The organism is Listeria swaminathanii (genome assembly GCF_014229645.1).
GTDB lineage: Bacteria > Bacillota > Bacilli > Lactobacillales > Listeriaceae > Listeria > Listeria swaminathanii.
Window position 1 is genome coordinate 540,884 of record NZ_JAATOD010000001.1, and the last position, 24,803, is coordinate 565,686.

General features: G+C 38.7%; 26 protein-coding genes. 22 read left to right on the top strand and 4 right to left on the bottom strand.

From position 1 onward, the window contains the following. The first annotated feature begins 86 nt into the window (after positions 1–86). Together HCX62_RS02680 and HCX62_RS02685 are read left to right on the top strand one after the other, a co-directional pair. A complete protein-coding gene (locus HCX62_RS02680) occupies positions 87–725 on the top strand; it encodes a GTP pyrophosphokinase (protein ID WP_185636923.1) in 639 nt (212 codons plus the stop codon). A gap of 128 nt (positions 726–853) precedes the next feature. Then, on the top strand, positions 854–2,902 hold the full coding sequence (locus tag HCX62_RS02685) for a Na+/H+ antiporter (protein WP_185636924.1): 2,049 nt from the start codon (positions 854–856) through the stop codon (positions 2,900–2,902). A gap of 43 nt (positions 2,903–2,945) precedes the next feature. On the opposite strand, the gene HCX62_RS02690 is transcribed toward HCX62_RS02685, so the two are convergent. After that, on the bottom strand, positions 2,946–3,416 hold the full coding sequence (locus tag HCX62_RS02690) for an isoleucine--tRNA ligase (RefSeq protein ID WP_185636925.1): 471 nt from the start codon (positions 3,414–3,416) through the stop codon (positions 2,946–2,948). A gap of 29 nt (positions 3,417–3,445) precedes the next feature. After that, positions 3,446–3,904, bottom strand: coding sequence for a hypothetical protein (locus tag HCX62_RS02695; RefSeq protein ID WP_185636926.1), 459 nt, complete (start codon positions 3,902–3,904; stop codon positions 3,446–3,448). A 209-nt stretch (positions 3,905–4,113) separates the two neighbouring features. On the opposite strand from HCX62_RS02695, the gene HCX62_RS02700 reads away from it, so the two are divergent. The 12 genes from HCX62_RS02700 to HCX62_RS02755 all read left to right on the top strand — a co-directional run bounded on the left by HCX62_RS02700 (position 4,114) and on the right by HCX62_RS02755 (position 13,687). Beyond that, positions 4,114–4,656: a helix-turn-helix domain-containing protein gene (locus HCX62_RS02700; protein WP_185480297.1), complete on the top strand. Its 543-nt coding sequence runs from the start codon at positions 4,114–4,116 to the stop codon at positions 4,654–4,656. Positions 4,657–4,671: 15 nt separating this feature from the next. Continuing rightward, the gene (locus HCX62_RS02705) at positions 4,672–5,766 is read left to right on the top strand and encodes an ABC transporter ATP-binding protein (RefSeq protein WP_185636927.1); all 1,095 of its coding nucleotides are present in this window, start codon (positions 4,672–4,674) and stop codon (positions 5,764–5,766) included. Beyond that, the gene (locus HCX62_RS02710) at positions 5,766–6,575 is read left to right on the top strand and encodes an ABC transporter permease (RefSeq protein WP_003721372.1); all 810 of its coding nucleotides are present in this window, start codon (positions 5,766–5,768) and stop codon (positions 6,573–6,575) included. The genes HCX62_RS02705 and HCX62_RS02710 overlap by 1 nt, the downstream gene beginning before the upstream one ends. Continuing rightward, positions 6,572–7,378 (top strand): ABC transporter permease, encoded by an 807-nt coding sequence (locus tag HCX62_RS02715; RefSeq protein ID WP_003721373.1) that lies wholly within the window; start codon positions 6,572–6,574, stop codon positions 7,376–7,378. The genes HCX62_RS02710 and HCX62_RS02715 overlap by 4 nt, the downstream gene beginning before the upstream one ends. After that, complete coding sequence (locus tag HCX62_RS02720) at positions 7,375–8,448, top strand: ABC transporter substrate-binding protein (protein ID WP_185390910.1); 1,074 nt, start codon at positions 7,375–7,377, stop codon at positions 8,446–8,448. Before HCX62_RS02715 ends, HCX62_RS02720 begins: the two co-directional genes overlap by 4 nt. Before the next feature lie 172 nt (positions 8,449–8,620). Further along, positions 8,621–8,968 carry a hypothetical protein gene (locus HCX62_RS02725; protein ID WP_185636928.1) on the top strand — a complete coding sequence of 116 codons (348 nt, stop codon included), beginning with the start codon at positions 8,621–8,623 and terminating at the stop codon, positions 8,966–8,968. Between the two features lie 198 nt (positions 8,969–9,166). Beyond that, a complete protein-coding gene (locus HCX62_RS02730) occupies positions 9,167–9,868 on the top strand; it encodes a carbonic anhydrase (RefSeq protein WP_185636929.1) in 702 nt (233 codons plus the stop codon). A gap of 67 nt (positions 9,869–9,935) precedes the next feature. Next, positions 9,936–10,478 (top strand): HD domain-containing protein, encoded by a 543-nt coding sequence (locus HCX62_RS02735; RefSeq protein ID WP_185636930.1) that lies wholly within the window; start codon positions 9,936–9,938, stop codon positions 10,476–10,478. Between the two features lie 136 nt (positions 10,479–10,614). Next, positions 10,615–11,487: an ROK family protein gene (locus HCX62_RS02740; protein WP_008947211.1), complete on the top strand. Its 873-nt coding sequence runs from the start codon at positions 10,615–10,617 to the stop codon at positions 11,485–11,487. Between the two features lie 84 nt (positions 11,488–11,571). Further along, a complete protein-coding gene (locus HCX62_RS02745) occupies positions 11,572–12,498 on the top strand; it encodes a nitronate monooxygenase (protein WP_185502430.1) in 927 nt (308 codons plus the stop codon). A gap of 212 nt (positions 12,499–12,710) precedes the next feature. After that, entirely contained in the window at positions 12,711–13,154 is a 444-nt protein-coding gene (locus HCX62_RS02750; RefSeq protein WP_185636931.1) for a hypothetical protein, read from the top strand. A 104-nt stretch (positions 13,155–13,258) separates the two neighbouring features. After that, entirely contained in the window at positions 13,259–13,687 is a 429-nt protein-coding gene (locus HCX62_RS02755) for a hypothetical protein (protein ID WP_185636932.1), read from the top strand. Positions 13,688–13,758: 71 nt separating this feature from the next. Here HCX62_RS02755 and HCX62_RS02760 read toward each other — a convergent pair whose 3' ends face one another. Further along, a complete protein-coding gene (locus tag HCX62_RS02760) occupies positions 13,759–14,163 on the bottom strand; it encodes a VOC family protein (RefSeq protein WP_185636933.1) in 405 nt (134 codons plus the stop codon). A gap of 224 nt (positions 14,164–14,387) precedes the next feature. Between HCX62_RS02760 and HCX62_RS02765 the strand changes: the two genes are divergently transcribed. From HCX62_RS02765 to HCX62_RS02780, 4 genes are all read left to right on the top strand, one after another. Beyond that, positions 14,388–17,018 (top strand): cation-translocating P-type ATPase, encoded by a 2,631-nt coding sequence (locus HCX62_RS02765; protein WP_185636934.1) that lies wholly within the window; start codon positions 14,388–14,390, stop codon positions 17,016–17,018. Between the two features lie 14 nt (positions 17,019–17,032). Then, positions 17,033–17,881: a hypothetical protein gene (locus HCX62_RS02770; protein WP_185636935.1), complete on the top strand. Its 849-nt coding sequence runs from the start codon at positions 17,033–17,035 to the stop codon at positions 17,879–17,881. Positions 17,882–17,992: 111 nt separating this feature from the next. Then, positions 17,993–18,550 (top strand): GNAT family N-acetyltransferase, encoded by a 558-nt coding sequence (locus HCX62_RS02775; protein ID WP_185636936.1) that lies wholly within the window; start codon positions 17,993–17,995, stop codon positions 18,548–18,550. A gap of 16 nt (positions 18,551–18,566) precedes the next feature. Further along, the gene (locus HCX62_RS02780; RefSeq protein ID WP_185636937.1) at positions 18,567–19,229 is read left to right on the top strand and encodes a protein with hydrophobic anchor; all 663 of its coding nucleotides are present in this window, start codon (positions 18,567–18,569) and stop codon (positions 19,227–19,229) included. Between the two features lie 16 nt (positions 19,230–19,245). On the opposite strand, the gene HCX62_RS02785 is transcribed toward HCX62_RS02780, so the two are convergent. Beyond that, complete coding sequence (locus tag HCX62_RS02785) at positions 19,246–19,635, bottom strand: MerR family transcriptional regulator (protein WP_185636938.1); 390 nt, start codon at positions 19,633–19,635, stop codon at positions 19,246–19,248. A 121-nt stretch (positions 19,636–19,756) separates the two neighbouring features. Between HCX62_RS02785 and HCX62_RS02790 the strand changes: the two genes are divergently transcribed. The 4 genes from HCX62_RS02790 (at position 19,757) to HCX62_RS02805 (ending at position 24,782) form a co-directional block, all read left to right on the top strand. Continuing rightward, positions 19,757–20,581 (top strand): aldo/keto reductase, encoded by an 825-nt coding sequence (locus HCX62_RS02790; RefSeq protein WP_185636939.1) that lies wholly within the window; start codon positions 19,757–19,759, stop codon positions 20,579–20,581. 78 nt (positions 20,582–20,659) lie between these two features. Further along, the gene (locus tag HCX62_RS02795) at positions 20,660–21,628 is read left to right on the top strand and encodes a winged helix DNA-binding domain-containing protein (RefSeq protein WP_185636940.1); all 969 of its coding nucleotides are present in this window, start codon (positions 20,660–20,662) and stop codon (positions 21,626–21,628) included. 40 nt (positions 21,629–21,668) lie between these two features. After that, positions 21,669–22,949 carry a hydroxymethylglutaryl-CoA reductase, degradative gene (locus HCX62_RS02800; RefSeq protein ID WP_185636941.1) on the top strand — a complete coding sequence of 427 codons (1,281 nt, stop codon included), beginning with the start codon at positions 21,669–21,671 and terminating at the stop codon, positions 22,947–22,949. 198 nt (positions 22,950–23,147) lie between these two features. Next, positions 23,148–24,782 (top strand): Na/Pi cotransporter family protein, encoded by a 1,635-nt coding sequence (locus HCX62_RS02805; protein ID WP_185636942.1) that lies wholly within the window; start codon positions 23,148–23,150, stop codon positions 24,780–24,782. The last annotated feature ends 21 nt before the right edge of the window (positions 24,783–24,803 follow it).

The following is a 24,803-nucleotide window of genomic DNA, read 5'->3' on the forward strand; positions in this document are numbered from 1 at the left end:
GTGAAACTTTAGACATATAGTTACACTGACCTCGGTTTTGTAGTAACATGGAATAGGAAGTTTATACATATGGAAGGAGTGTCACCATGGAACAACCATCAGTTGATGAGCTGAAGAACTGGCGAAATGTTATGCTACTTCATCGTTTTGCACTGGAAGAAGTGAATACGAAACTTAAAATATTGAATGAAGAATTTCAATTTATTCATGATTATAATCCGATGGAACATTTGAAGTCCCGAGTGAAATCACTGGAAAGTATCGGAGCAAAATTAGAAAAGAAGCAGGTTGATATCACACCAGAAAATGCCCTCAAATATGTGCACGATATTGCGGGTATTCGGATTACTTGTTCCTTTGTATCAGATATTTTTCGCATTCACGAGATGCTTGCTGGGCAAAGTGATATTACGATTAAACGAGTGAAGGATTATGTGACCAACCCGAAACCGAATGGCTATCGGAGCTTGCATTTGCTATGCGAAGTACCTGTTTTCCTGACAAATCGTTCAGAGAAAATGACGGTGGAAATTCAAATTCGGACAGTTGCAATGGATTTTTGGGCGAGCTTGGAGCATAAAATTTACTATAAATACCAACAAGAAGCACCGGAAGAACTAGTAAATGAATTGCAAGATGCCGCACGAATTATTACGCATTTAGATGAAAAAATGAAAAACTTAAATGATCAAATTGATAAGTACAAAAAAGAAAAGGAAAATTAACGTGATAATTAGCTTTATTTCTTTGCGAATGGGATGGATGCAAAGAAATAAAGCTGTTTTATATTTGCGGGATAACTTATTTTGCTTCATAATAATTATAGAAGAAAACGGAAAGGGGACTATACATATTGGAGATATTTTTATACGTTTTAGCACTACTTGTTGCGATTTTTATTTCTAATTTATTAAACCGATTTGTTCCCTTTGTATCGGTACCACTGATTCAAATTGGACTAGGTGTTATTATCGCGATTATGCCGATTACTTTTGATTTAAAACTCAATCCGGAACTTTTTCTTGTGATGTTTATTGCGCCTTTATTATTTAATGACGGAAGACAGACGGATAAAGCAGCACTTTGGGGAATGCGAATGCCTATATTGGTTCTTGCGCTTGGCCTTGTGTTTGCAACGGTTGTGGTGATTGGCTACTTTGTACATTGGATGATTCCAACAATTCCACTTGCGGCGGCGTTTGCTCTTGCAGCAGCTCTTGCGCCAACTGATGCAGTGGCAGTAAGCTCACTTTCCGGACGAATAAATTTGCCAAAACGGATTATGAATTTACTTGAAGGGGAAGCGCTGATTAATGATGCTTCTGGTTTAGTTGCGTTCCAATTTGCGATTGCTGCAACGGTAACGGGCGTATTCAGTTTAATGGACGCAAGCATTAGTTTTTTTGTGATTGCAATCGGCGGTATTTTAGTCGGGTTAGCACTGAGTTGGTTGAAATTCAGACTGTTAAAATGGGTTCGCGGCTTAGGTATGGAAGATGTTACATTCCATATGTTAATCCAAATTTTGACACCATTTATTATTTACTTAGTAGCAGAGGAATTCCATGTTTCTGGGATTTTAGCAGTTGTTGCCGCTGGAATTATGCACTCGATGGAACAAAAGAAAATGGATCCACAATTAGTAAAATTAAATGTCGTTTCGCAAAGTACTTGGTCTGTAATCATTTTCGTTTTGAATGGTTTGGTCTTTTTGCTTTTAGGAACACAGCTGCCTTCGATTACAGAAGTAGTTTGGAACGATTCCGGCAGTAGCAATTTACAAGTAATGGCTTATATTTTATCGATTACGGCTGCGCTGATTTTGCTGCGTTTTCTGTGGGTGTATATCTCGTGGAGCATTGGGGCAAAACAGCGACAAAAACAAAATAAAAAGACACAGCTTCCTAAGATTAGACCAGTGATTTTAACTTCACTTTCCGGGGTTCGTGGTGCGGTTACGCTTGCCAGTGCGCTTGCTATTCCTTTTTTCTTAGATGATGGCTCATTATTTCCGCAACGGGCGTTAATTATTTTTATCGCATCGGGGGTTATCCTTTGTACGCTAGTTATCGCCACGTTCATTTTACCTTTACTTGCCAAAACAGAAGAGGTGACAACGGAAGACGAACGAGCAGAGACAGCGACACGGATTCGGATTTTAAGAAATGTGATTAGAGAATTGAAAGAACAAACATTGCCAGAAACCAAAGGCGCGACGGATGAAGTGATTGAAGATTACCGAAGACGGATTTATGACTTGCAGCAAAATAGTCATTCGGATAGAGGCATGGATGAGAGGGAACGCGCAAAACGGTTAGAAATTATTCAGTGGGAACGTGAAAACACCCAAAAAATGGCGGATGACGGACGGATTGTTGCCACAGACAGCTATCGTTATCAGCATTATCTTAATATGATGGAGCAAGCAATTAAACAACGCTTCCGCACAAAAATTAAAACCGCATGGATGTTTTTATATCGTTTAATCATGCTAATTATGCATCCGAAAAAATGGGGCAAAATAACCCATAAAGTGAAAAAAGGCATTTCAAAAGATAGCGAACGTTTCCAAGCGATTCGTAAATTAAGAGAAGAGAACGAAATACTGATTATTTCTAAACTAAAAGAACAATTAACAGAAGAAAACGCCGATATTATTGGGCCACTCATTACCGAACATATCATTTTTCTGGAACGTGTGAGAAAAGAACCTAGTCCACGAAGTAAACGCGCAAAATCCGAGCAGAAGAAACGCGAAGTGCAAGTGGTGGCTTTCCAATTAGAACGCGATATTATTCAACACATGTTTGAAACAGGCGGGATTTCTAGAGATTTAGCTCGTGATTTACGTCAAAATTTAAACATGATAGAAACGTATTTATATGATGATTTTATAGAGTAACAAAAATCCCTACGAACAATATAACGTTCGTAGGGATTTTTATTTAGGCTTGCATTTTTTTCAAATCTTCAGCGAGACGTTCAATTTCTAGATGGTAATTTTTTCTACCGCTGTTCATAACAATCGCCGCATTACGAAGCTTAATCTTTTGCTCTTTGCCAGTTTCTAGGTTAAGAATATTTATCGTGTAATAAGGCAGGAACGAAATCGTCCGGCCGTGCAATCTTGTATCACATTCCAACATATATTGACTAAAAGGGTACTTTTTATCTGCAAGTCCTTTTTTATAAAAGAGGGTGCGATTATTAACAGAAACGGTCCCGTTAAAATAAGTGAAAATGACGCAAATAATGTACACACTTAAAACGATATATATACCGATAAATTGCCAAATGCGCAATGTCTCAAAGGTAGCAAGAATGTAGAAGCCAAAGCCGATAATCGCCAAGCCAACAATGAATGTAAAAAAGGTTTTGATATTCATATTATATTTAAAAAAAGAATAGTTTTTCATCTTTGTATACCGCCTAAGAAGTATTTTAGTTAAACTTGATATTGATTGATTTGATCACGTAATTCTTCCATTTCTTCTTGCAAATGCTTTTCGCCGTCATTATATCTACGCGTCGCATTATAGACTCGAATAAGTTTTTCCGCACGAGTATCTCTATTTATGATAACGATTCGATAGTATGATAATGCTCTAGAGGCGCCTGTAGAACGAATTAATTTTGCATCACATTCGATAATATATTCGCTATAAGGGTACGGTTTTTCTTTATAATAGAATGCTTCTTCACCTACAGCAAATGCACCTGGGAAAAGCCTTTTGAGAAAGAAAAAACTTGAGGTGGCAAATGCGAAAAGAAAAGCAAAAAATTCCCAGCGCATATGCAGCGTAATTGCGAGAACCAAAAAAGTAATCAAAGAACAGGTAAATATAACGATTAAGATTACTGTGGATAGATTGAGATTATTTTTCGAAAAGCGATATTTTTTCATAAAAGATAGTCCACCTATGCTGTTTTAATAATAAAATTTTAGCACTAAAAACAAACCTTGTCTATCGTAGAAAAATCAAAAAAACTATTGTCCATGTGGAGGCTTTGTTGTATAATGTAGCTTGCTGTAAGTAAACTTTGTGTTTAATATTAGTAAACTTATATGACTTGAGGTTTACTATCACTAAACTTGAAAGAAAGGACATGGACATGGAAATTGGCAAACGCATAAAAAATCTAAGGCTTAGTAAGAATTTGACGCAAGAAGAATTAGGCGAACGAACGGATTTGACGAAGGGATATATTTCTCAGTTAGAACGAGATTTAAGTTCTCCTTCTATTGAAACGTTATTTGCTATTTTGGAAGTGTTAGGTTCTACTCCGAAAGATTTCTTTGATGAAGAAGAACATAATCAAAAAGTAATCTACGGAGAACTAGAGCATACTTTCTTTGAAGATGAAGAAAAAGGATACAGAATTAAGTGGCTTGTTCCAGAATCGAACGAAAAAGAAATGGAGCCAGTACTACTTGAAATAGAAGCAAACAGCTGTTTTAAAAACTTTGAGCCATCACTTTCAGAAACTTTCGCCTATGTGCTAAAAGGAGAAGTGACCGTGCTACTTGGTCGAAATGAATATGTAGCCAAAAAAGGAGAAGCAATTTATTTCCACGCTGCAGATGAACATCAAATTATTAATCGATCAAATGAACAAGCAACACTCATCTTAGTAGCGACAGATTCATATTTATAAGGGAGGTAAATGATTGTGACAGAAACAATTATTCGTTTTGAAAACGTAACAAAACAATTTGATAATGATCCACCAGTGCTTGACAATGTCAGCTTTGAAATAGAAAAAGGGAAGTTCTATACGTTGCTCGGTCCATCTGGTTGCGGGAAAACAACTATTTTGCGCTTAATCGCCGGGTTTTTAGAAGCTTCAGAAGGACAAATTTACTTAGGCGAAAAAGTAATTAACCAAATTCCAGCCAACAAACGTCCAGTAAATACCGTTTTCCAAGATTATGCTTTATTTCCGCATTTAAATGTGTACGAAAATGTTGCTTTTGGATTGCGTATTAAAAAATTGAAAAAAGAAGCAATCGATGAAAAAGTACAAGAAGCATTGCGCTTTGTTAACTTAAAAGGCTACGAAAAAAGAGAAATTAGCGAAATGTCTGGTGGGCAAAGACAACGTGTCGCAATCGCGCGAGCAATCGTCAATGAACCAGAAGTTATTTTGCTTGATGAGCCACTATCAGCACTTGATTTAAAGCTGCGCACAGAAATGCAATATGAACTACGCGACTTGCAAAAACGTCTTGGAATTACATTTATTTTTGTAACGCATGACCAAGAAGAAGCACTCGCAATGAGCGATGAAATTTTTGTACTAAACAAAGGCGAAATTCAACAAAGTGGGACACCGATTGATATTTACGATGAACCGATTAATAAATTTGTCGCAGATTTTATCGGCGAATCCAACATTGTTAATGGCAAAATGATTCAAGATTTCGAAGTGGAATTTGTGGAAAGACGTTTTGAATGTGTCGACCAAGGGTTCCGCCCGAATGAAGTTGTCGAGGTAGTTATTCGTCCGGAAGATTTAGAAATCACTTCAGCTGCAAAAGGCCAACTGCAAGTAACCGTTGATTGGATGCTGTTCCGCGGTGTGCATTATGAAGTAGGTTGTATCGATACTGATGGAAATGAATGGCTTGTTCACACAACGAGAAAAGTTCGTGTGGGTGATAAGATTGGCTTAGCGTTTGAACCAGAGGCAATTCATGTTATGCGTCTCGGGGAAACGGAGGAAGAATTCGATAAGCGGCTTGATAGCTACGATGAGGTGCAGTAATGAATAGACGCACCCGTACAGTTTACCTTGTTCCTTATGTTCTTTGGATTTTACTTTTTGTTGTTGCACCGATTTTATTGATTGTGTATTATTCGTTTTTTGATGTTGATGGCAATTTTACTGTAGATAATTATATTCATTTTTTCACCCCTGTCTATTTAAAAATGACGGCGAGTTCGTTCTGGTATGCGTTTTTAATTACGGTTTTCACACTGCTGATTTCGTATCCAACGGCTTACTTGTTAACGAAACTAAAGCATAAACAACTTTGGCTATTGCTGATTATTTTGCCGACTTGGATAAATTTGTTGCTTAAAGCGTATGCCTTTATTGGGATTTTTGGGACATATGGGGCGGCGAATCAGTTTTTAGAAATACTCGGAATTGGCTCGAAACAGATTTTATTTACCGATTTTAGTTTCTTATTTGTATCGACTTATATTTTTATTCCATTTATGATTTTGCCGATTTTTAATGCGATTGAGGAAATTAATCCAACGTTGATTCAAGCATCGCGCGACTTAGGTGCATCTAGTTTGACAACGTTTAGACGAGTAATTTTCCCACTCACTGCTGACGGCGTAAAATCAGGGTGTCAGGCTGTTTTTATTCCAGCGCTATCACTCTTTATGATTACTCGATTGATTGCGGGAAACCGTGTGATTACGCTCGGAACAGCGATTGAAGAACATTTCCTTGTGACGCAAGACTGGGGAATGGGCTCGACGATTGGTGTATTTTTAATTATCGCGATGATTTTAATAATGTTCTTAACAGGTTCGAAAAAGAAAAGAGGTGCGCGTAAATGAAGAAAAGTAAATGGGGTACAATTTATTTAGTGCTTGTTTTTGTGATTTTATATGCGCCGATTTTCTATTTGATTTTTTACTCGTTTAATAAAGGCGGCACGATGCATAACTTTAGTGGCTTCACGCTTGGATATTATAAAGAAGTTTTCCAAGATACGCGCTTACTGATTATCGTGCTAAATACGTTTGTGATTGCGCTACTTTCTTCTGTGATTGCAACTATTATCGGGGTTTGCGGGGCGCTGGCGATTAAATTTATGCCAAAACCATTCGCGAAAAACTCGCTTTTAAGTTTGAATAATGTGTTGATTGTTAGTCCGGATGTTATTATCGGTGCTAGTTTCTTGATTTTCTTCACGATTTTAGGTGTGAAATTAGGTTTCATTTCTGTACTAGTCTCGCATATTGCCTTTAGTATTCCGATTGTCGTGTTGATGATTTTGCCGAAGTTGCAAGAAATGAGCCCGACGTTAATGGATGCGGCGCGCGACTTAGGTGCGAGCCAGTGGCAAGTCCTTTCAAAAGTGATTCTGCCGTATATTATGCCAGGCGTTTTAGCTGGATTTTTCATGGCGCTGACTTACTCGCTAGATGATTTTGCGGTCACTTTCTTTGTAACAGGAAATGGTTTCTCGACTTTAGCCGTAGAAATTTATTCCCGCGCAAGACAAGGTATTTCGCTTTCTATCAACGCTTTATCGACACTAATTTTCCTATTCACGATTATTCTAGTGATCGGTTATTACTTTATTAACCAACGCAATACAAGTAAAAATATTCGGACGGGGGCGACGAAAGAATGAAGCAACTGCTGAAAATTTTTGTACCAGTAATTGTTGTCGCGCTCCTGATGATGCTACTTGCAACGACGATGAACCGTTCGGAGGGCTATGCTGGGAGTAATACGCTGACGATTTATAACTGGGGCGATTACATTGATCCATCGCTCATCACTAAATTTGAAGAAGAAACAGGCATCAAAGTCATTTACCAAACTTTTGATTCTAATGAAGCGATGATGACAAAAATTGAACAAGGTGGAACGACCTTTGATATTGCGGTGCCAAGTGATTACGCGATTAGTAAAATGAAAGAAGAAAATTTACTAATTCCGCTTGATCATTCCAAACTACCAAATGAAAAATACCTTGATCCGCGTTTTATGGATTTGTCGTTTGATGATAATAATAAATATTCGATGCCGTATTTCTGGGGAACACTTGGAATTATTTATAATAAAGAAATGTTCCCGGATAAGAATTTCGATACGTGGAATGCGTTATTTGATCCTGAGTTGAAGAACCAAATCTTGCTGATTGATGGGGCTCGTGAGGTGATGGGACTTGGGCTGAATAGTCTTGGCTACTCGCTGAATGATACAAATAAAGCCCACTTACAAGCTGCCAGAGATAAACTAGAAACAATGACGCCGAATGTCAAAGCGATTGTTGGTGATGAGATTAAATTACTCATGGCGGACAATGAGGCGGGAGTCGCGGTTACTTTCTCCGGAGAAGCGGCGGAAATGTTAAGTGAAAATGAAGATTTAGAATACGTTATTCCAAAAGACGGTTCCAATTTATGGTTCGATAACATGGTCATTCCAAAAACAGCGAAAAACGTTGATGGCGCGCATAAATTTATTAATTTCATGCTAAAACCAGAAAATGCCGCAATTAACGCCGAATATGTCGGCTACGCAACACCAAATGCCAAAGCCGTCCAATTGTTACCAAAAGAAATTTCCAGTGATGAACGTTTTTATCCGGATATGGACGAATTAAATAATTTGGAAGTGTACGATAACCTCGGTAAACGAATGCTGTCGTATTATAATGAATTATTTTTGGAGTTTAAGATGTATCGGAAATAAAGTATTTCTTCATTGGAACATCGTACTAATAGTACAGTTTAAAGTATCTTTATTTTTCACTCATTTATACTAAATAAATTGCGTGAAAACGTGTTTATGCTAGTGTTTTCCTTTTAAAGTTAGAAAACTACTGTAATTAAAGCGATAAAATGCTACTTTAAGGAGGATTTTCATGGATAAATCTAATTTAACAATGTTTGGAGAGGAATTCATCACTTCCTCGCGAGATAGAAGTATTCGACATTTAAATTCTTTATTAAACCAAGAAATCAAAGCCCCTTCTCTACAAGATATTCAATATAAGCTTTCAACGATGAACGAAGAGGATAAGGAATTTATAAATCTTTTAGGAGTAATGATGGTTGATAATACGCTATTTAATATTTTAACGATGTTTGAGCAATCAGAAGACAAGTTAACTCTCTTAGCGAATCATGAAAACATTGTCAAAACAAGTGACGGACTTGCTGGTGAGTTGTTTACTGAAGACGGTTGGATATCCAAGTTCAGTCAGTTTTAATAATTTAGTGTTAAAGCTGAGTCATCTTTAATGAAAAATATTTTCTGGTGAATGCTGTCTTAAAAATAAAGCCACCAGTATCTTCACACAAGTTCACACCAAAGTCAAAACACGAACATTAAGCAAATTACTTGTGGAATAGATCAGCTATCCGCTAAAATAATGTTACGCAATTTTTTTCGAAAAGGAGAAATGGTTATGACAAAGGAGAAAGTGTTATGGGGTTACGATGAAAAGACTGGACCAGAAATGTGGGGGCATATCTGTTCTGACTTTGAAATCGCGCATACTGGAAAGGCTCAATCGCCAGTTAATATCGAACAAACAGATGTTGTAAAACTAAAACCATCAACTATGAAATTTCACTATAAAGAAACAGACTACACGATGAGAAGAATTGAACAATCAGTTCATGTTTTCCCGCATGATAAAGAACAAGGGTTACGCTTTAACGGCGAGTATTATCCGCTTGTATCATTTCATGCGCATATTCCGGCAGAGCATTTGCTTGACGGTTATATGTATCCGATTGAATGGCACTTTGTACATGAAAAACCAGACGGCACAACGCTTGTAATGAGTGCTTGGATGGATATTGATAATACAAATAATGTCGAATTCAAAAATTTACCAACCTATTTCCCAGAAGTGTTTGCTGATTTTGAAACAGAACGGGAAATTACTTTAGATGTGAATGAATTTATGCCAGAAGAGCGTGTTTTCTATACGTACCAAGGTTCACGGACAACGCCGCCAACCGTGGAAGGCGTAACTTGGATCGTTTTAAAAAATGCGAAGACGCTTGGCCAAGAAGATTTCACTGAATTTGAAAAAGCAATTGGCAATACAAGTCGACCAGTTCAAGACTTAAACGGTCGCGAAATTACTTTTTACAACTAAAAAACTAGAAAGCCTCGCTCGAATCTTGTATAGTATAGACATAGATTCTGAGTGGAGGCTTCTTTTTATGTATGAAAAAGCGAGACAAATGATGATCGACGCACATAGTGGACAAGTTCGCAAAATTACTGGCGAGCCTTATTTTTCGCACCCTTTAAATGTAGCGAGAATTTTGCGCCGCGCTGGTTTCCGTGAAGAAGTTGTTGTCGCTGGTCTGCTGCATGATGCCGTTGAGGATACGGAGATGACGGATCAAGATATTCGCGCAGCTTTTGGCGATGTTGTTGCGGATTTAGTAGCTTCTCATACAGAAAATAAAACCTTATCGTGGGAAGAAAGAAAAGCGCATACGATTGAACAGGTGCGCACTGGAAACTTAGAAGAAAAAGCATTAATCGTGGCGGATAAATTAGATAATTTAACCTCTGTCAAATATGCGTTAAGCTCAGAAGGTAAGTCTGTCTGGGACTATTTTAAACGCGGATACGAACTGCAAAAATGGTACAATGAAGGTATTAAAAATAATATGGAATACGGGATAAATCCGGCCGAAATCCCCGCATTCTTTGATGAATATGCCCGACTAGTTAAGTGGATTTTTAAGAAGTAAAATTTTATGGTTAAATATCTGTTAAATTAGGTAATTAGAATTAAATTGATAAGTTTTTAGAAAATAAGTTTCTTTTCCCAAAAAACTATTGTAAAATGAAAGCGTTATAAAACTTACGAGAAGGGAAGTTTTTTGGATGGTTTATGGAGCAATTGAAGCAGGTGGGACTAAGTTCGTCGTAGCAATTGGTGAAAAATCAGGGAAAATTATTAAACGAGCGAGCTATCCGACAACGGAACCAGCAGAAACAATGAAAGCAGTCATTCAATTTTTCAAACAGTATGAGGATGAATTAAAAGCAATCGGAATTGGCTCGTTTGGACCAATCGATATTCGGAAATCAAGTGCTACATACGGTTACATCACGCAAACGCCAAAACTAGCATGGCGCAATTATGATATCGTTGGCGCGATGAAAAAAGAATTTAATGTCCCAATCGGTTTTACAACGGACGTTAATGCAGCCGCTTTAGGTGAAGTAAACCTAGGCGCAGCAGCAGGTTTGGATAGTTGTATTTACTTAACTATCGGAACAGGAATCGGTGGCGGAGCAGTTGTCGCTGGGAAAATTCTCGAAGGTTTCTCCCACCCAGAAATGGGACATATTATGGTGCGCCGTCATAAGCGCGACCGTTTCACAGGCAGCTGCCCAAGCCATAGCGACTGTTTAGAAGGCCTTGCAGCAGGTGGCGCGATTGAAAAACGTTGGGGTCAAAAAGCCGCAGAACTCGCCGATAATGAGGAAGTTTGGAATTTAGAAGCGCATTATATCGCTCAAGCTTTGATGAATTATACACTTATCCTATCCCCTGAAAGAATCGTGTTAGGTGGTGGCGTAATGAAACAGCGCCAACTTTTCCCACTTGTCCGTCAAAAATTAAAAGCACTCGTAAACAATTATGTGCAATTGCCAGACTTAGATGAGTATATCGTTCCACCAAAACTAGAAGATGACGCTGGAATAACTGGCTGTGTCTTACTTGCAGTGGATGCGGAAGAGTCCAATTAATGACGAAAAACAGCTCTAGTTTATAGGGCTGTTTTTTGATATACTGAAATGTGATAAAACAAACAAGAACGCAGGAGGAAAAAGATGTCCATTACGAACTTATTAAATATTAAATATCCGATTATCCAAGGTGCCATGGCGCAAATTGCTAAAGCTCCACTTGTCGCAGCTGTATCCAACGCAGGCGGTTTAGGAATTATCGCTTCAGGCGGAATGACCGCTGATATGCTTCGCGAAGAAATCAAAAAAACAAAAGCACTGACAGATAAACCATTCGGCGTTAACTTAATGCTAATGATGACCAATATTGCGGAACTAACCGAAGTAATTATTGAAGAAAAAGTGGGAATCGTTACAACCGGAGCGGGAACGCCAAAAACGTTCATGCCAATTTGGAAAGAAGCTGGAATTATCGTAATCCCCGTTGTCCCATCCGTGATGATTGCTAAGCGCATGGAAAAAATGGGCGCGGATGCAGTTATCGCAGAAGGAACAGAAGCAGGCGGACACGTTGGCGAAACAACTACAATGGCGCTGCTACCTCAAATTGTGGATGCCGTTACTATCCCAGTCATTGGCGCAGGCGGAATTGCCGACGGTCGCGGAATCGCCGCAGCCCTAGCCCTAGGTGCAAAAGGCGTCCAAATCGGCACACGCTTCCTAGCAACCGATGAATGCCCAGTTCACCCAGATTTCAAAGCAGCTGTAATCAAAGCCTCTGACCGCGACACAATGGTTACCGGCCGAAAAGCAGGCGCACCAGTTCGCTCAATTAAAAACAAAATGATCAAAGAATATATTCGTTTAGAAGAAGAAAACGCCGATCGTGATACTTTAGAAGAGTTAACTTTAGGCTCTTTACGAAAAGCAGTACAAGAAGGCGACACAGACAACGGCTCTGTCATGGCTGGGCAAATCGCTGGTTTGATTACAGAAATTAAACCTTGTAAAGATGTTATCGAAGAGATGATGACAGATGCTAAGAATGTGATTGCTGGGTTAGAATTATAAACTAAAAACAGTTATTTTCTATTTAATTAAATAGAAATAGCTGTTTTTTTGTGTAGTTGGGAAGCCATTTACAAAAGTAAAGTTTAAAAATGCACTAATTAGTTCTTTATTCGGCTATGTTACTACACAGAGGTTCACAAAACGATCACATAACGAGATCGTTACCAGTGCTATAATGAAAGGATGGAAAACTAGACAAGAAAGGTAATAGCATGAAAAAAGATGATTATTCTAAAATGCCATGGGTGTCAGCAGATGATTTGTATTTTTTATTTGAACAAGCAATCAAGGACTTTGAGCAAAGCAAATTAAGTAAAAAAGAGTTTTTTGATATTCTTGATGAATTGACTATGAGGCAAGTAGACACCTATGAAATTTTAAAAGAACCTGTAAGAGAACAGCTCGATAACGAATTATGTAGTTTATGGAACACAGAAAATTATGATGACGTAGATATAATTACATTATTATTAATTAGTTTAGGATTGAAAAATACTTATAATAAAATGAAAAAATCTATCGAGGATACTTCGGAATTATCACCAGAAATACTTGAGGAAATACAAGATGCAATTGAAACGGTCGGAGATAATATAGATAATCCTTATCAAGACTACATGAAGAAAATAGATAAATCCAAGATAGAAGAACCTTAATCTAAAAAATTAACACATATATTTCAAAAGGGCAGATGCTTGGATTTTGACCAAGTTAACTTAAAAAACATGATTTAAACTTTTTATAAGAAGGTGAGTTTGAAATGGACTGGCTAACTGTACTAAATAATCCAAAGAAAAGTAAAAAAGATAAATTGGAAGCGATTGGATTTATACGAGATACTTTAGATTATGGGAGAAAGCCAGATGATATGGTTGTAGAAATAATCAATAACTTATCTAAGCAAGCTGTAAAACAGGACGATTCAGACATTAAAGAATCCATACTTGATGCAATGCTAGAAGGTTCAAAAGCGCCTTTTGTTGAAAAATCAGTTAACTTAAGTCCTGTTGTAAAGCATTTAAATGAATTTAATGATGAGTGTTTAAGTTATATATTAAGTTTATTAGGAAATTCTGGAAAAAAAGATTACAGAGCTATTATTGAGTCTTATAAAACTAATTTAAGCTTAAAAGAAGATGTGGAAGAGGCGCTAGCAGAAATGGATTACAGAATTAAAAATAACTTATGAATAAATCAGAATACATTTCCTACAAAAAAACCAGTTACCCACCAAACACGGCGTAACTGGTTTTCTAACACTCACCCAAAATTAAGCTGCCAAAACACCCCAAACCGGTCCGTCACCTGCGCATAAGTCGAACCCCAGAACGCCATTTGCAACTCCATCTCCACTTTGCCATCAGCACTTAAAGCTTCATAGGCATACTTAATATCATCCTCAGACTGAAAATTAATAAGAATCGTCACCCGGTTCCCAGTTGTAAAACCATCATAAGGCGCATCCGTAATATAAATAAATTCTTCCCCGTTTTTAGCTAAGCGGCTATGCATCAATCGCTCACCAAAAACTGCATCACCATCAAAATTATTCATCTCTTTAAAACGCTGAACACTTGTAATCTCGGCTTGAAACACATCTGCGTAAAACGTTAGCGCATCTTGACCTTCGCCGTTAAAAACTAAGTATGGTACTGCAAAAGACATTTCACCATCTCCTATACAATTAATAGCTTTAGTATAAGCTTAATCTGTTGCGAAGTCATGCCTCAAGATAATAAGCATTTGTAAATAAAAATGAAACACTTGCAAATAAACGTGATATATTATACAATTATAATAAGAAATCGGATATATTTAAGTTAATATTTTTTTACAACGAAATAAAGTAAGTACTTGCTTTTGGGAGTGAGTGCGTAGGAGGTAGATGTATGCTTTGGGTAAAAGAGTCAATCGAGCAACTTCTCAGTAAACTACACACGAATTTAGACACAGGGTTAACGAAAGAACAGGTTAAAGAAAAACATGCAGAGTTTGGGACGAATGAATTTGAAGAGGGGAAGAAAGAGTCCTTGCTTCAAAAAATTGGTCACCATTTGATTGAAATTACAACGATTGTTTTGCTTTTTGCAGCGGCAATTTCTGCTTATTTAGCGATTACAACTGGATATGGTTGGGCGAAGGTTGTCGTAATTTTAGGTATCGTTGTTTTGAATATGGTGCTTGGAATTTATCAAGAGAATAGCGCTGAAAAGGCACTTGCCGCGTTACAAAGTATGAACGCACATTTAACAACGGTTGTTCGTGATGGCGTGCGGATGCAAGTGGATGCGACGGAATTAGTACCTGGGGACATCATTGAGATTGTTGCCGGAGATATGATTCCAGCTGATGCACGGATTATTTCCAGCAGTAGTTTACAAGTCGAGGAATCTGCATTAACAGGCGAAAGTGTTCCGGTTGAAAAAGATGCAAATGCGGTTGTTTCGGAAAAGGCGCCAATTGGAGATCGGTTGAATATGCTTTACTCGGGCTGCCTTGTAACCAATGGTCGGGCAACAGCTGTTGTCGTAGAAATTGGGATGGAAACAGAGATGGGGAAAATTGCGGGACTTTTAAACAGCACATCGAAACTGATGACGCCACTACAACTACGCTTAAAAGAATTAGCTAAACGCCTTAGTATTGTAGCACTTTTAGCAGGTATTTTAATTTTTATTATTGATGTGTATGTGTACGGTGAGACGATTATTGAAACATTGATGATTGCGATTTCCCTAGCTGTAGCAGCGGTTCCTGAGACGTTACCGGTTATTGTGACATTGACACTTGCTTATGGGGTTCAAAATATGGTGCGGAAAAATACGATTATCCGCCGAATTCCAGCAGTAGAAACAATCGGAAATACTTCGGTTATTTGTTCTGATAAAACAGGGACTTTAACACAAAATAAAATGATTATCCAACAAATTTGGGCAGCAGATCATGCGCCTTTGAAAGCAACAGCTGAGTTTGATACTGCGGAGAACAATGTGTTAGAAATGCTAAGCCTTGCAAGTAACGCGACGATTGATATAACGGACGGCGAAGAAACTATCATTGGTGACCCAACCGAAAGCGCGATTATCCGTTTATTAGAAGAAAAAGGAACAACGAAAAAAGCATTGGAAGCTAAATATCCACGCGTATTCGAACTTCCTTTTGACTCGGATAGAAAGCTAATGACGACGATTCACCAAGTAGAAGATGGATTTCTTTCCATTACAAAAGGTGCTTTTGACCGCATTCCGGTAGAGTTTTCGGAGGAGTTCTTAGCAGAAGCTGAGCGCGTACATGACAGTTTTGCAGAGGATGCGCTTCGGGTGCTAGTTGTTGCTTATAAAAAATATCCGGAAATGCCGACTGATTTGTCTAGTGAGGCGCTTGAGAAGAATTTAACTTTTGCGGGAATGGTTGGGATGATTGATCCACCGAGACCGGAAAGTAAATCTGCTGTGTTAGCGGCGAAAAAAGCGGGTATTAAGACTGTAATGATTACTGGTGACCACATTGTAACGGCATCAGCAATTGCAAAAGAAATTGGTATTTTAACGGATGGCGACAAGGCGATTACTGGAGCTGAGCTTGCCGAAATGTCAGAAGCGGACTTAGAGAAGAACATTAGAGATTACGCGGTATACGCTCGTGTAAGTCCAGAAGATAAAATCAGAATTGTTAAAGCTTGGCAGAAAAATGGTGAAATTGTAACGATGACAGGTGATGGCGTGAATGATGCGCCAGCCCTTAAAGCGGCAGATGTTGGAGCTGCGATGGGAATTACTGGAACAGATGTATCTAAAAACGCTGCAGATATGGTGATAACAGATGATAATTTTGCAACGATTGTAGATGCAGTGAAAGAAGGGCGTACAGCCTACGAGAATATCCGCAAAACGATTTACTTCTTGTTAAGTACCAACTTTTCACAAATTTTCATTATGTTAATTGCGATTATTCTTGGCTGGGGCGCGCCGGTTGTAGCTGTTCAGTTGCTATTAATCAACGTGGTATCTGACGGGATTCCGGGGTTCTTCTTGAGTCGTGAGAAAGCAGATGACTCGATTATGGAGCGGAAACCAATTCCGAAAAATGCTGGAATTTTTGCGAATGGACTTGGAAAGAAAATGGCGACACAAGCAGTTGTCTTCACGATTGTAACACTTGCTGGGTTTTATATTGGGCAATTTGTGACGATAAATAATTCGATTGGCGCAAGTTATGAAGTGGGGATGACAATGGCGTTTGTTATTTTAGCATGGTCGTCTGTCGCGCATATTTTCAACGTAAGAAGTGATAAGTCGATTTTCACCATCGGATTTTTATCAAACCGTGGCTTGTTCTTTAGCGCGATTTGTTCGATGTTGATTATTCTAGGACTTGCGATTATTCCACCACTTGCGAACATGTTTTTCTTAGTAGAAATGAGCTTAACGCACTGGATTCTCGCATTCATCCTTTCGATGTTCCCACTCCTATTTGTGGAAATTCAAAAGCTTATTCAGCGAAAAAGAGCAAAAGCTTGAAGGAGGACAACTATATGAATGAAATAGAAAATTTGGTAGCAGCATCGCTAGAACGTAACTTTGGTAAAAATATCGGTACACGTTATCCTGGAAACGAGGAAGCGCAAATCCGTGCCGAAGAAGTTATTGAAGAAATCGCGATTGTTGTTGCACCACTTGTTGAAAAACTAGGAATCGAGAGTAAAACGGTGAAAAAGACGATTCCCTTTTTATATGAGCTTCAAAAAAATCAATTTTGTGATATGAGTGCCTATCCGTATCCGCTTCTTCTCGTCAATGGAACGAGTGCGGATACCGAAAAATATTGGCGGGATTTACCGACATACTGGACGGACGATGCGAATAAAATCGTGCTCCCGTATGTATTAGAACATATTAAAAATAATAAAGTACGTCAAAAACTGCTCGCTTTTCACGCATGGCTTTTAGGAGAAGTGGTGGAAAAAAATGAGGAACTGGGAGCAGATTTCCGTGTGAAATTAGTTTTTGAGTCAGATATGCGTATTCGTTTGCGGGTTTATGAAGTAGAACAAATTGCTATCGAAGTGCATTTTTTAGACAATCATGATACGGAGCAACAACATTTGGGTTATGATGTGAGTTTGGAGACAGAACTTGTTGGAAAAGCTAAACTCTTGTTACGCCAAGGCATTTTGACAGAAAATCTCGGTTTGGAAGCATTGAAAGCTTATATTAAATCCGTTTTGCCAACAGCGCACAACTTAAAAACCTTAGACCATTTAACCGATGAAGAAACGAAAAAACTGACGAAATTATTAACTCAAGAGGAACCAAAAATCATGGAAGATACAGATTTATCGAGCCAAGCAGTAGATTTCTTGCAAAAAGCAGCACAACGATAAGAATAAAATGCTATTTGGAGGAAATCGAGCCTAAATAGCATTTTATTTTTGCAAGTGTGCTGGAAAGAATAGTAAAATGATACAATGAAATGAGAAATGAGGATGTAAAAATTGATTCGACAAGCTAAAAAATCAGATGCGCCGAAAATTGCGCCACTTTTACTCGTAATATGGAAAGACATGGAATTACCCATTTTAGAAGTAGAGACGGAAGACGCGATTACAAGTGCGCTAGTTGAAGCGATTCAAACAGAAGATTATCGTTATAGTTATAGACATCTGCACGTGTACGAAAAAGATGGCGATATTGCGGGTGTTTTGGCGGGTTATCCTGGGAAAATCGAACCGGAAATTGACCACGCTTGGAACGCAATTGCGAAGAAACATGGCATCACTTACGAGGAACCAATTTTTGTGGATAAAGAAACGTTTCCGGGAGAATGGTATTTAGATTCAATCGTGACAAACGAAAAATACCGCGGACACGGTGTTGGCACGGCTTTACTTGCTAAATTAACAGAAATTGCCGCAGAAGAGGGCGAAAAAGTAGTTGGTTTGAATTGTGATAAAGGAAACCCACATGCTAAACGTTTATATGAGCGTTTAGGCTTTCATGTGACCGGCGAAATTACTCTTAGCGGCCACGAATACGAACACATGCAAAAATAAGAAATGAGGCAAGCCGATGAAAAAGATAATTTTCACAGTAGTGCTTAGTTTGGTGCTAGTTCTTGCGGGATGCGCCGATGTGACCAATACAGTGAAAGTAGATAAAAAAGGCGAGGCAACTATTTCCTTTGATGTCGATATTTCAACTGTAGCAGGGATTTTTGCATCGAGCTATTCCGATGAAATGGAAGCTAAACTAAAAGAAGCAGGATTTACTGTAGATAAAAAATCAAATACGAGCTATCATATCGAAAAGAAACTAGATAAGAACGAAACGACGAAGAGCGATATGAAACCGGAAGATTTTGGTGTGAAAATTACCAATACAAAAAGTTTCTTCACGCAGAAAATCAAGGTAGATGCGGATATCGACATCGAAAAAATTTGGAAAAAAGAAGTGACGGATGTTGCTTTTCCAAAAGATATTTTAAGCCAAGTCGATTATACCTTTGTTTTAGATTTGCCGATTTCGACGATTGGGGATAACAATGCTAAAAGTGTCGATGGCGGGAAGCTGACTTGGGATGTTCCACTCGATAAGAAATCTGAAATGTATTTTGAGGTCACTGTGCCAAACGTGAAAAACATTGCGATTGTTGGTGGCATTTTACTTATCGTCATCATTGGCTTGATTATTTACCTTATTAGAAGACACCGCAAAAAGAAAAAACAAGTATAAAAAAAGTGTGGATCAGTTAGCTAAGCTGGTCCACACTTTTATTTACTTCTTGTTCTAATTCTTCGTAGCAAGCTAATTTTTTCTCGATTTTCTTAAATGCTCGGTCGAGTTCTGCTTGTCGGCGATACATATCTGCTTGATGTTCTTTGAGTACAGCGATGCGTTCGGAAACAGTTTTGTCACCACATTTAGTTAGTTCGACAATTTCTTTTTGTTTCGCAAGTGGCATTCCCGTAACGCGCAAACATGTAAGTAATTCCAGCCAGTGCAAAGCCTCGTTATCGAAAATTCGGTTATTATTTTTATCACGCGCTAGAAAAGGAATTAATCCTTCGCGTTCATAGTAGCGAATTGTGTGGGCGCTTAAACCCGTGTGTGCGGAAGCTTCTTTGATTGTTTGTTGCATCAAAATCACCTCTTTTTTTCTTAATAATAGCACCTCGAAAATTGAAAAGCCAAATGTTTGCCTTTGAGTATACTCTAAGGTGTATAGTAAACGTGTTATTACTTTTAGGAGGCGGATTATATTGAACTTAAAAGATACAGTAAAACTTGCAAATGGTGTAGAAATGCCCCGTTTAGGATTTGGCGTATGGAAAGTGCAAGACGGCGATGAAGCAGTAAATTCTGTTAAATGGGCAATCGAAGCTGGTTATATTAGCATTGATACAGCTGCTGCTTACAAAAATGAAGAAGGCGTTGGTCAAGCAATCAAAGAGTCTGGCATTGCGAGAGAAGACTTATTCGTAACAACGAAACTGTGGAATGCAGAGCAAGGTTACGAATCTACTTTGGCAGCGTTTGACGAAAGTTTACGTAAATTAGAACTTGATTATGTCGACTTATATTTAATTCACTGGCCAGTTAAAGGCAAATTTAAAGACACTTGGCGCGCTTTTGAAAAATTATATAAAGATAAACGCGTTCGCGCAATCGGCGTATGTAACTTCCACGAACATCACCTAAAAGAATTAATGGAAGACGCAGAAATTGTACCAATGGTAAACCAAATTGAATTACATCCGCAATTAACACAAGAACCATTACGCAAATTCTGTGCTGACAACAATATCGTCGTAGAGGCTTGGTCTCCGCTCGGTAATGGGAAATTACTTTCTAACCCAGAAATCAAAGCCATTGCAGATGCACACGGCAAATCAGTTGCGCAAGTTATCCTTCGCTGGGACTTACAAATCGGCGTCGTGACGATTCCAAAATCAGTCCACCAAGAACGTATTATCCAAAATGCCGATATTTTCGACTTCGAATTAACAGAAGAAGAAGTGGCGAAAATCAGCGGATTGAATAAAGACGAAAGAACTGGCCCAGATCCAGACAACTTTAATTTCTAATATGAAAAAATTCCCTTCCAGTTTATCGAACTGGAGGGGATTTTTATGCTACAATAAACTAAAAAAAGAGGTTAACAGATGGACGCAAAAACAGTAATTGAAAACCGCTTTATTAATCAAAAATTAGTAGCATCTTCGTGGTGCGACTCCCCGGAAAAAATCGTGTTTCATTTTGGTGCCATGCAATCGCAAAATTATGGTCAATCGCTTTGGGCTGTTGGAAGTAGACTAATTACGCCCAGTGAGCTCGCTGTCAAACAAGCCATCGATCATGGTGAAATTATCCGTTCATGGCTGCTGCGTGGAACTATCCACCTTTTTTCAGCCAAAGATTATCATTGGATGATGGACTTAATTGCTCCGACGATTGATAAAATATGTAAGCCTTACCGCGCGAAGTTAGGCTTAACAGAAGAGGTGCTCCACAAGGCTTCCGAAGTCGTTGCGGAATTTGTTGCGGAACAAGCAGCTACGAGAAAAGATTTAGCCGCACATTTAGCGACAATGGACTTACCAAGTGCAGGAATTCAATTTGCTCAACTGTTAGTGTATTTAAGTTCCCGAAAAATTATTTGTTCTGGTCCGGATGAATCGTTTAGAAATACGAAACACATCCCAGTAGACACGACTAATTTCACACGCGAGGGAGCAATCAAAGAACTAGCGAAGCGTTACATCCAAAGCCATGCGCCAGCTACTTTAAAAGATTTCTGTTTTTGGTCAGGATTAAATGTGACAGATGCTAAAGTTGGCTTAGCTGATTTACCTAAAATGGGGGATTTCTACATAATGCCGCTCGTTGAAAATAGTAGCGCAACACCTACTATTCCGCTTGCTGGCTTTGATGAATGGATTATCGGATACCGTGACCGCTCAGTTGTGCTACCAGAAACATGGAACGATGAAATTATTACGAAAAACGGGATTTTTAGACCCGCAATTATCACGGACGGAAAAGTAGTTGGAAAATGGGAGAAACCAAAGAAATTAGCTGGATTAGAGGGAGATTACTGGGACCGTTACATCCAGTTTCGAAATATGCTATAGTCAATTAGCTGCATAAATTTTAATTTGAGGTGATAAAGCAATGGATGCTTTTGATAAATTTTACAAAAAAACATTAGAAGAACGCCGTGAAATTTTAGCTAGATATGCCGATTTAAATGAGGAAGAACAAGCATTTTTAGCTTCTACAGGGGCACTATCTCTTGATAAGGCGAACCATATGATTGAGAATACAATTGGTATTTATTCACTGCCACTGGGTCTAGGAATGAACATGCTATTGAATGACAAAGCTTATGTTGTTCCGATGGCAATGGAGGAGCCTTCTGTCATTGCGGCACAAAGCTCTGGAGCGAAACTCATTGCGCAAAATGGTGGGATAAAAGGTAGTGCAACGAAGCGGGAAATGATTGGTCAAATCGAGTTGATTTCTGTTTCTGACATGGAAACTGCGAGAGAAAACGTACTTGCGAATCAAGAAAAATTAGTTGCGATTGCGAACGAAGCCCATCCATCTTTGCAAAAACGTGGTGGTGGCGCGGTGGATCTTCAAGTCAGAACGGCACAAACGGCTAGCGGAGAAACGCTATTTATCGTTCATTTATTAGTAGATACCCAAGAAGCAATGGGTGCTAATATGGTCAACACGATGGTCGAAACATTGGCGCCGGAATTAGAAGTGTTAACCGCGGGGAAAGCCAATATGCGCATTTTATCTAATTTAGTCGATGAAGCAACAGCGACAGCAATTTGTCGGATAAAACCTGAAAGCTTAGCGACTAAAACACAAAGCGGTGAATGGGTGCGTGATCGAATTATTGCCGCTTATGAATTTGCCGATGCCGATATTTACCGAGCAGCAACGCACAATAAAGGAATTATGAATGGCATTGATGCAGTAATTATGGCATTTGGAAATGATTGGCGCGCAGTGGAAGCCGCAAGTCATGCATACGCCGCCCGCACAGGAAGCTATAAACCGATGACTAAGTGGTCAAAAGATGCGGAAGGGTATTTGGTTGGCGAATTGACTTTACCGATGCCAGTCGCCTTTGTAGGAGGTTCTATCGGTATCCATCCTATCGCAACCCTTTCGAAAAAAATTGCCCGCGTTGAATCAGCAAAAGAATTAGCGATGCTAGTATGTGCTGTTGGTTTAACACAGAATCTAGCTGCCTTAAAAGCGTTAGTCACAGAAGGAATCCAACGTGGTCATATGTCGTTACAGGCCAAATCACTAGCGATGACAGCTGGTGCAGAAGCTGACGAAATCGAAAAAGTGGCTACATTTTTACAAGAAAGCAAGCAATTAAATGTTTTAGCTGCGAAAGAATTTATTTCCAAATTACGCAGCGAAAAATAAAGTCGTTTGTTAAGCGCGTCTTTACAAAAACTTAACAATACATTCGGAACGTGATAAAACCTTTAGTATCAACAACTTTCAGAGATTTACTTGGATTTCCCTTTACAAAATAAAAAAAAGTTATTTACGTTGCTTTTACTTTCTTTTATGATGAAAAAAGAGTGAAATTACAAGATTACAAACAAAAAGGAGATTTTCATGGGAGACATAAATATTCAGCAGATGATTTTTCAATTTATCGGAGGACTTGGAATTTTTCTTTTCGGTATAAAATATATGGGAGACGGACTGCAAATGGCAGCCGGCGACAGACTCCGTGATATTTTAGATAAGTACACAACGAATCCTTTTATGGGTGTACTTGCCGGGATTTTAGTTACCGTATTAATTCAAAGTAGCTCAGGTACGACTGTTTTGACGGTCGGATTAGTAAGTGCCGGATTTATGACGTTAAAACAGGCAATTGGTGTTATCATGGGGGCGAATATCGGAACGACCGTAACCGCCTTTATTATTGGTATTAAGCTATCCGAGTATTCTTTACCAATAATTGCTGTTGGTGCAGTACTTTTATTCTTCTTTAAAAATCATAAAGTGAAAAATATCGGCCAAGTATTCTTTGGTTTTGGTGCGTTATTCTATGGTTTAGATTTGATGGGACAAGGGATGAAGCCTCTTGCAGGAATGGAATCTTTCCACGAATTAACTGCTCAAATGAGTACAAATCCGTTCTTAGGTTTGTTAATCGGAACGATCTTCACGGCGGTTGTGCAGTCTTCTAGTGCAACCATCGGGATTTTACAAGAGTTATACGGGCAAGGCGCGATTGATCTTCAAGCTGCCTTACCAGTATTATTCGGGGACAACATTGGTACAACTATTACAGCTGTTCTTGCAGCAATTGGCGCAAGTGTTGCGGCGAAACGTGCAGCAGCGACACACGTAATATTTAACTTAATCGGTGCCGTCATTTTCATGCTAATACTACCGCTGTTTACCTCGCTGGTTTCTTATCTACAAGGACTGTTTGGATTGAATCCAGAAATGACCATCGCCGTAGCGCACGGAACGTTTAACGTGACGAATACATTTATTCAATTCTGGTTCATTGGTGCGTTTGCTTGGCTTGTAACGAAGCTTATCCCAGGCGACGATTCGCGGATCGATTATAAAACAAAACATTTAGATACCAATTTAATCGACCAATCACCAGGTATTGCCCTTGAAATGGCACGCGAAGAAACACTTCGTATGGCTGATTACGCAAAATTTGGTTTACAAGAAGCGAGACAATATTTGGTTAACCGGGAATCGAAACATGCCGAATCTACTGTACAGGTAGAAGAAGCCGTGAACAATTTAGACCGAAAAATCACCGAGTATTTAACGAAAATTTCTTCTGTTGCTTTAACTAATAACGAAACAGAAGAACACGCGCTAATGCTTGATACCGTTCGTGACATTGAACGCGTTGGTGATCATATGGAAAACATCGTTGAAAACATTGATCAACTGATTAAAAATAAAGCAAAAATGTCTGACGAAGCATCCGAACAACTAATCGAAATGTTTGAACTGACAACAGCAAATTTTGAACGCGCAGTAAAAGCAATGCATAAAAAAGATCGCTCGCTTGCGGAAGAAACAATTTTAGTTGAAAAAGATATCGACAAAGCAGAACGCAGATTACGTAAAAGTCATATCCGCCGCTTAAATGAAGGCAAATGCCAAGTAGTTAGCGGAATCTTGTATATCGATATTGTTAGTGATTTAGAACGAATTGGCGACCACGCAAACAACATCGCTGAGTCTGTTTTAGAATTAAACGAATAAAAGTAAAAAAGAAACTAGTGG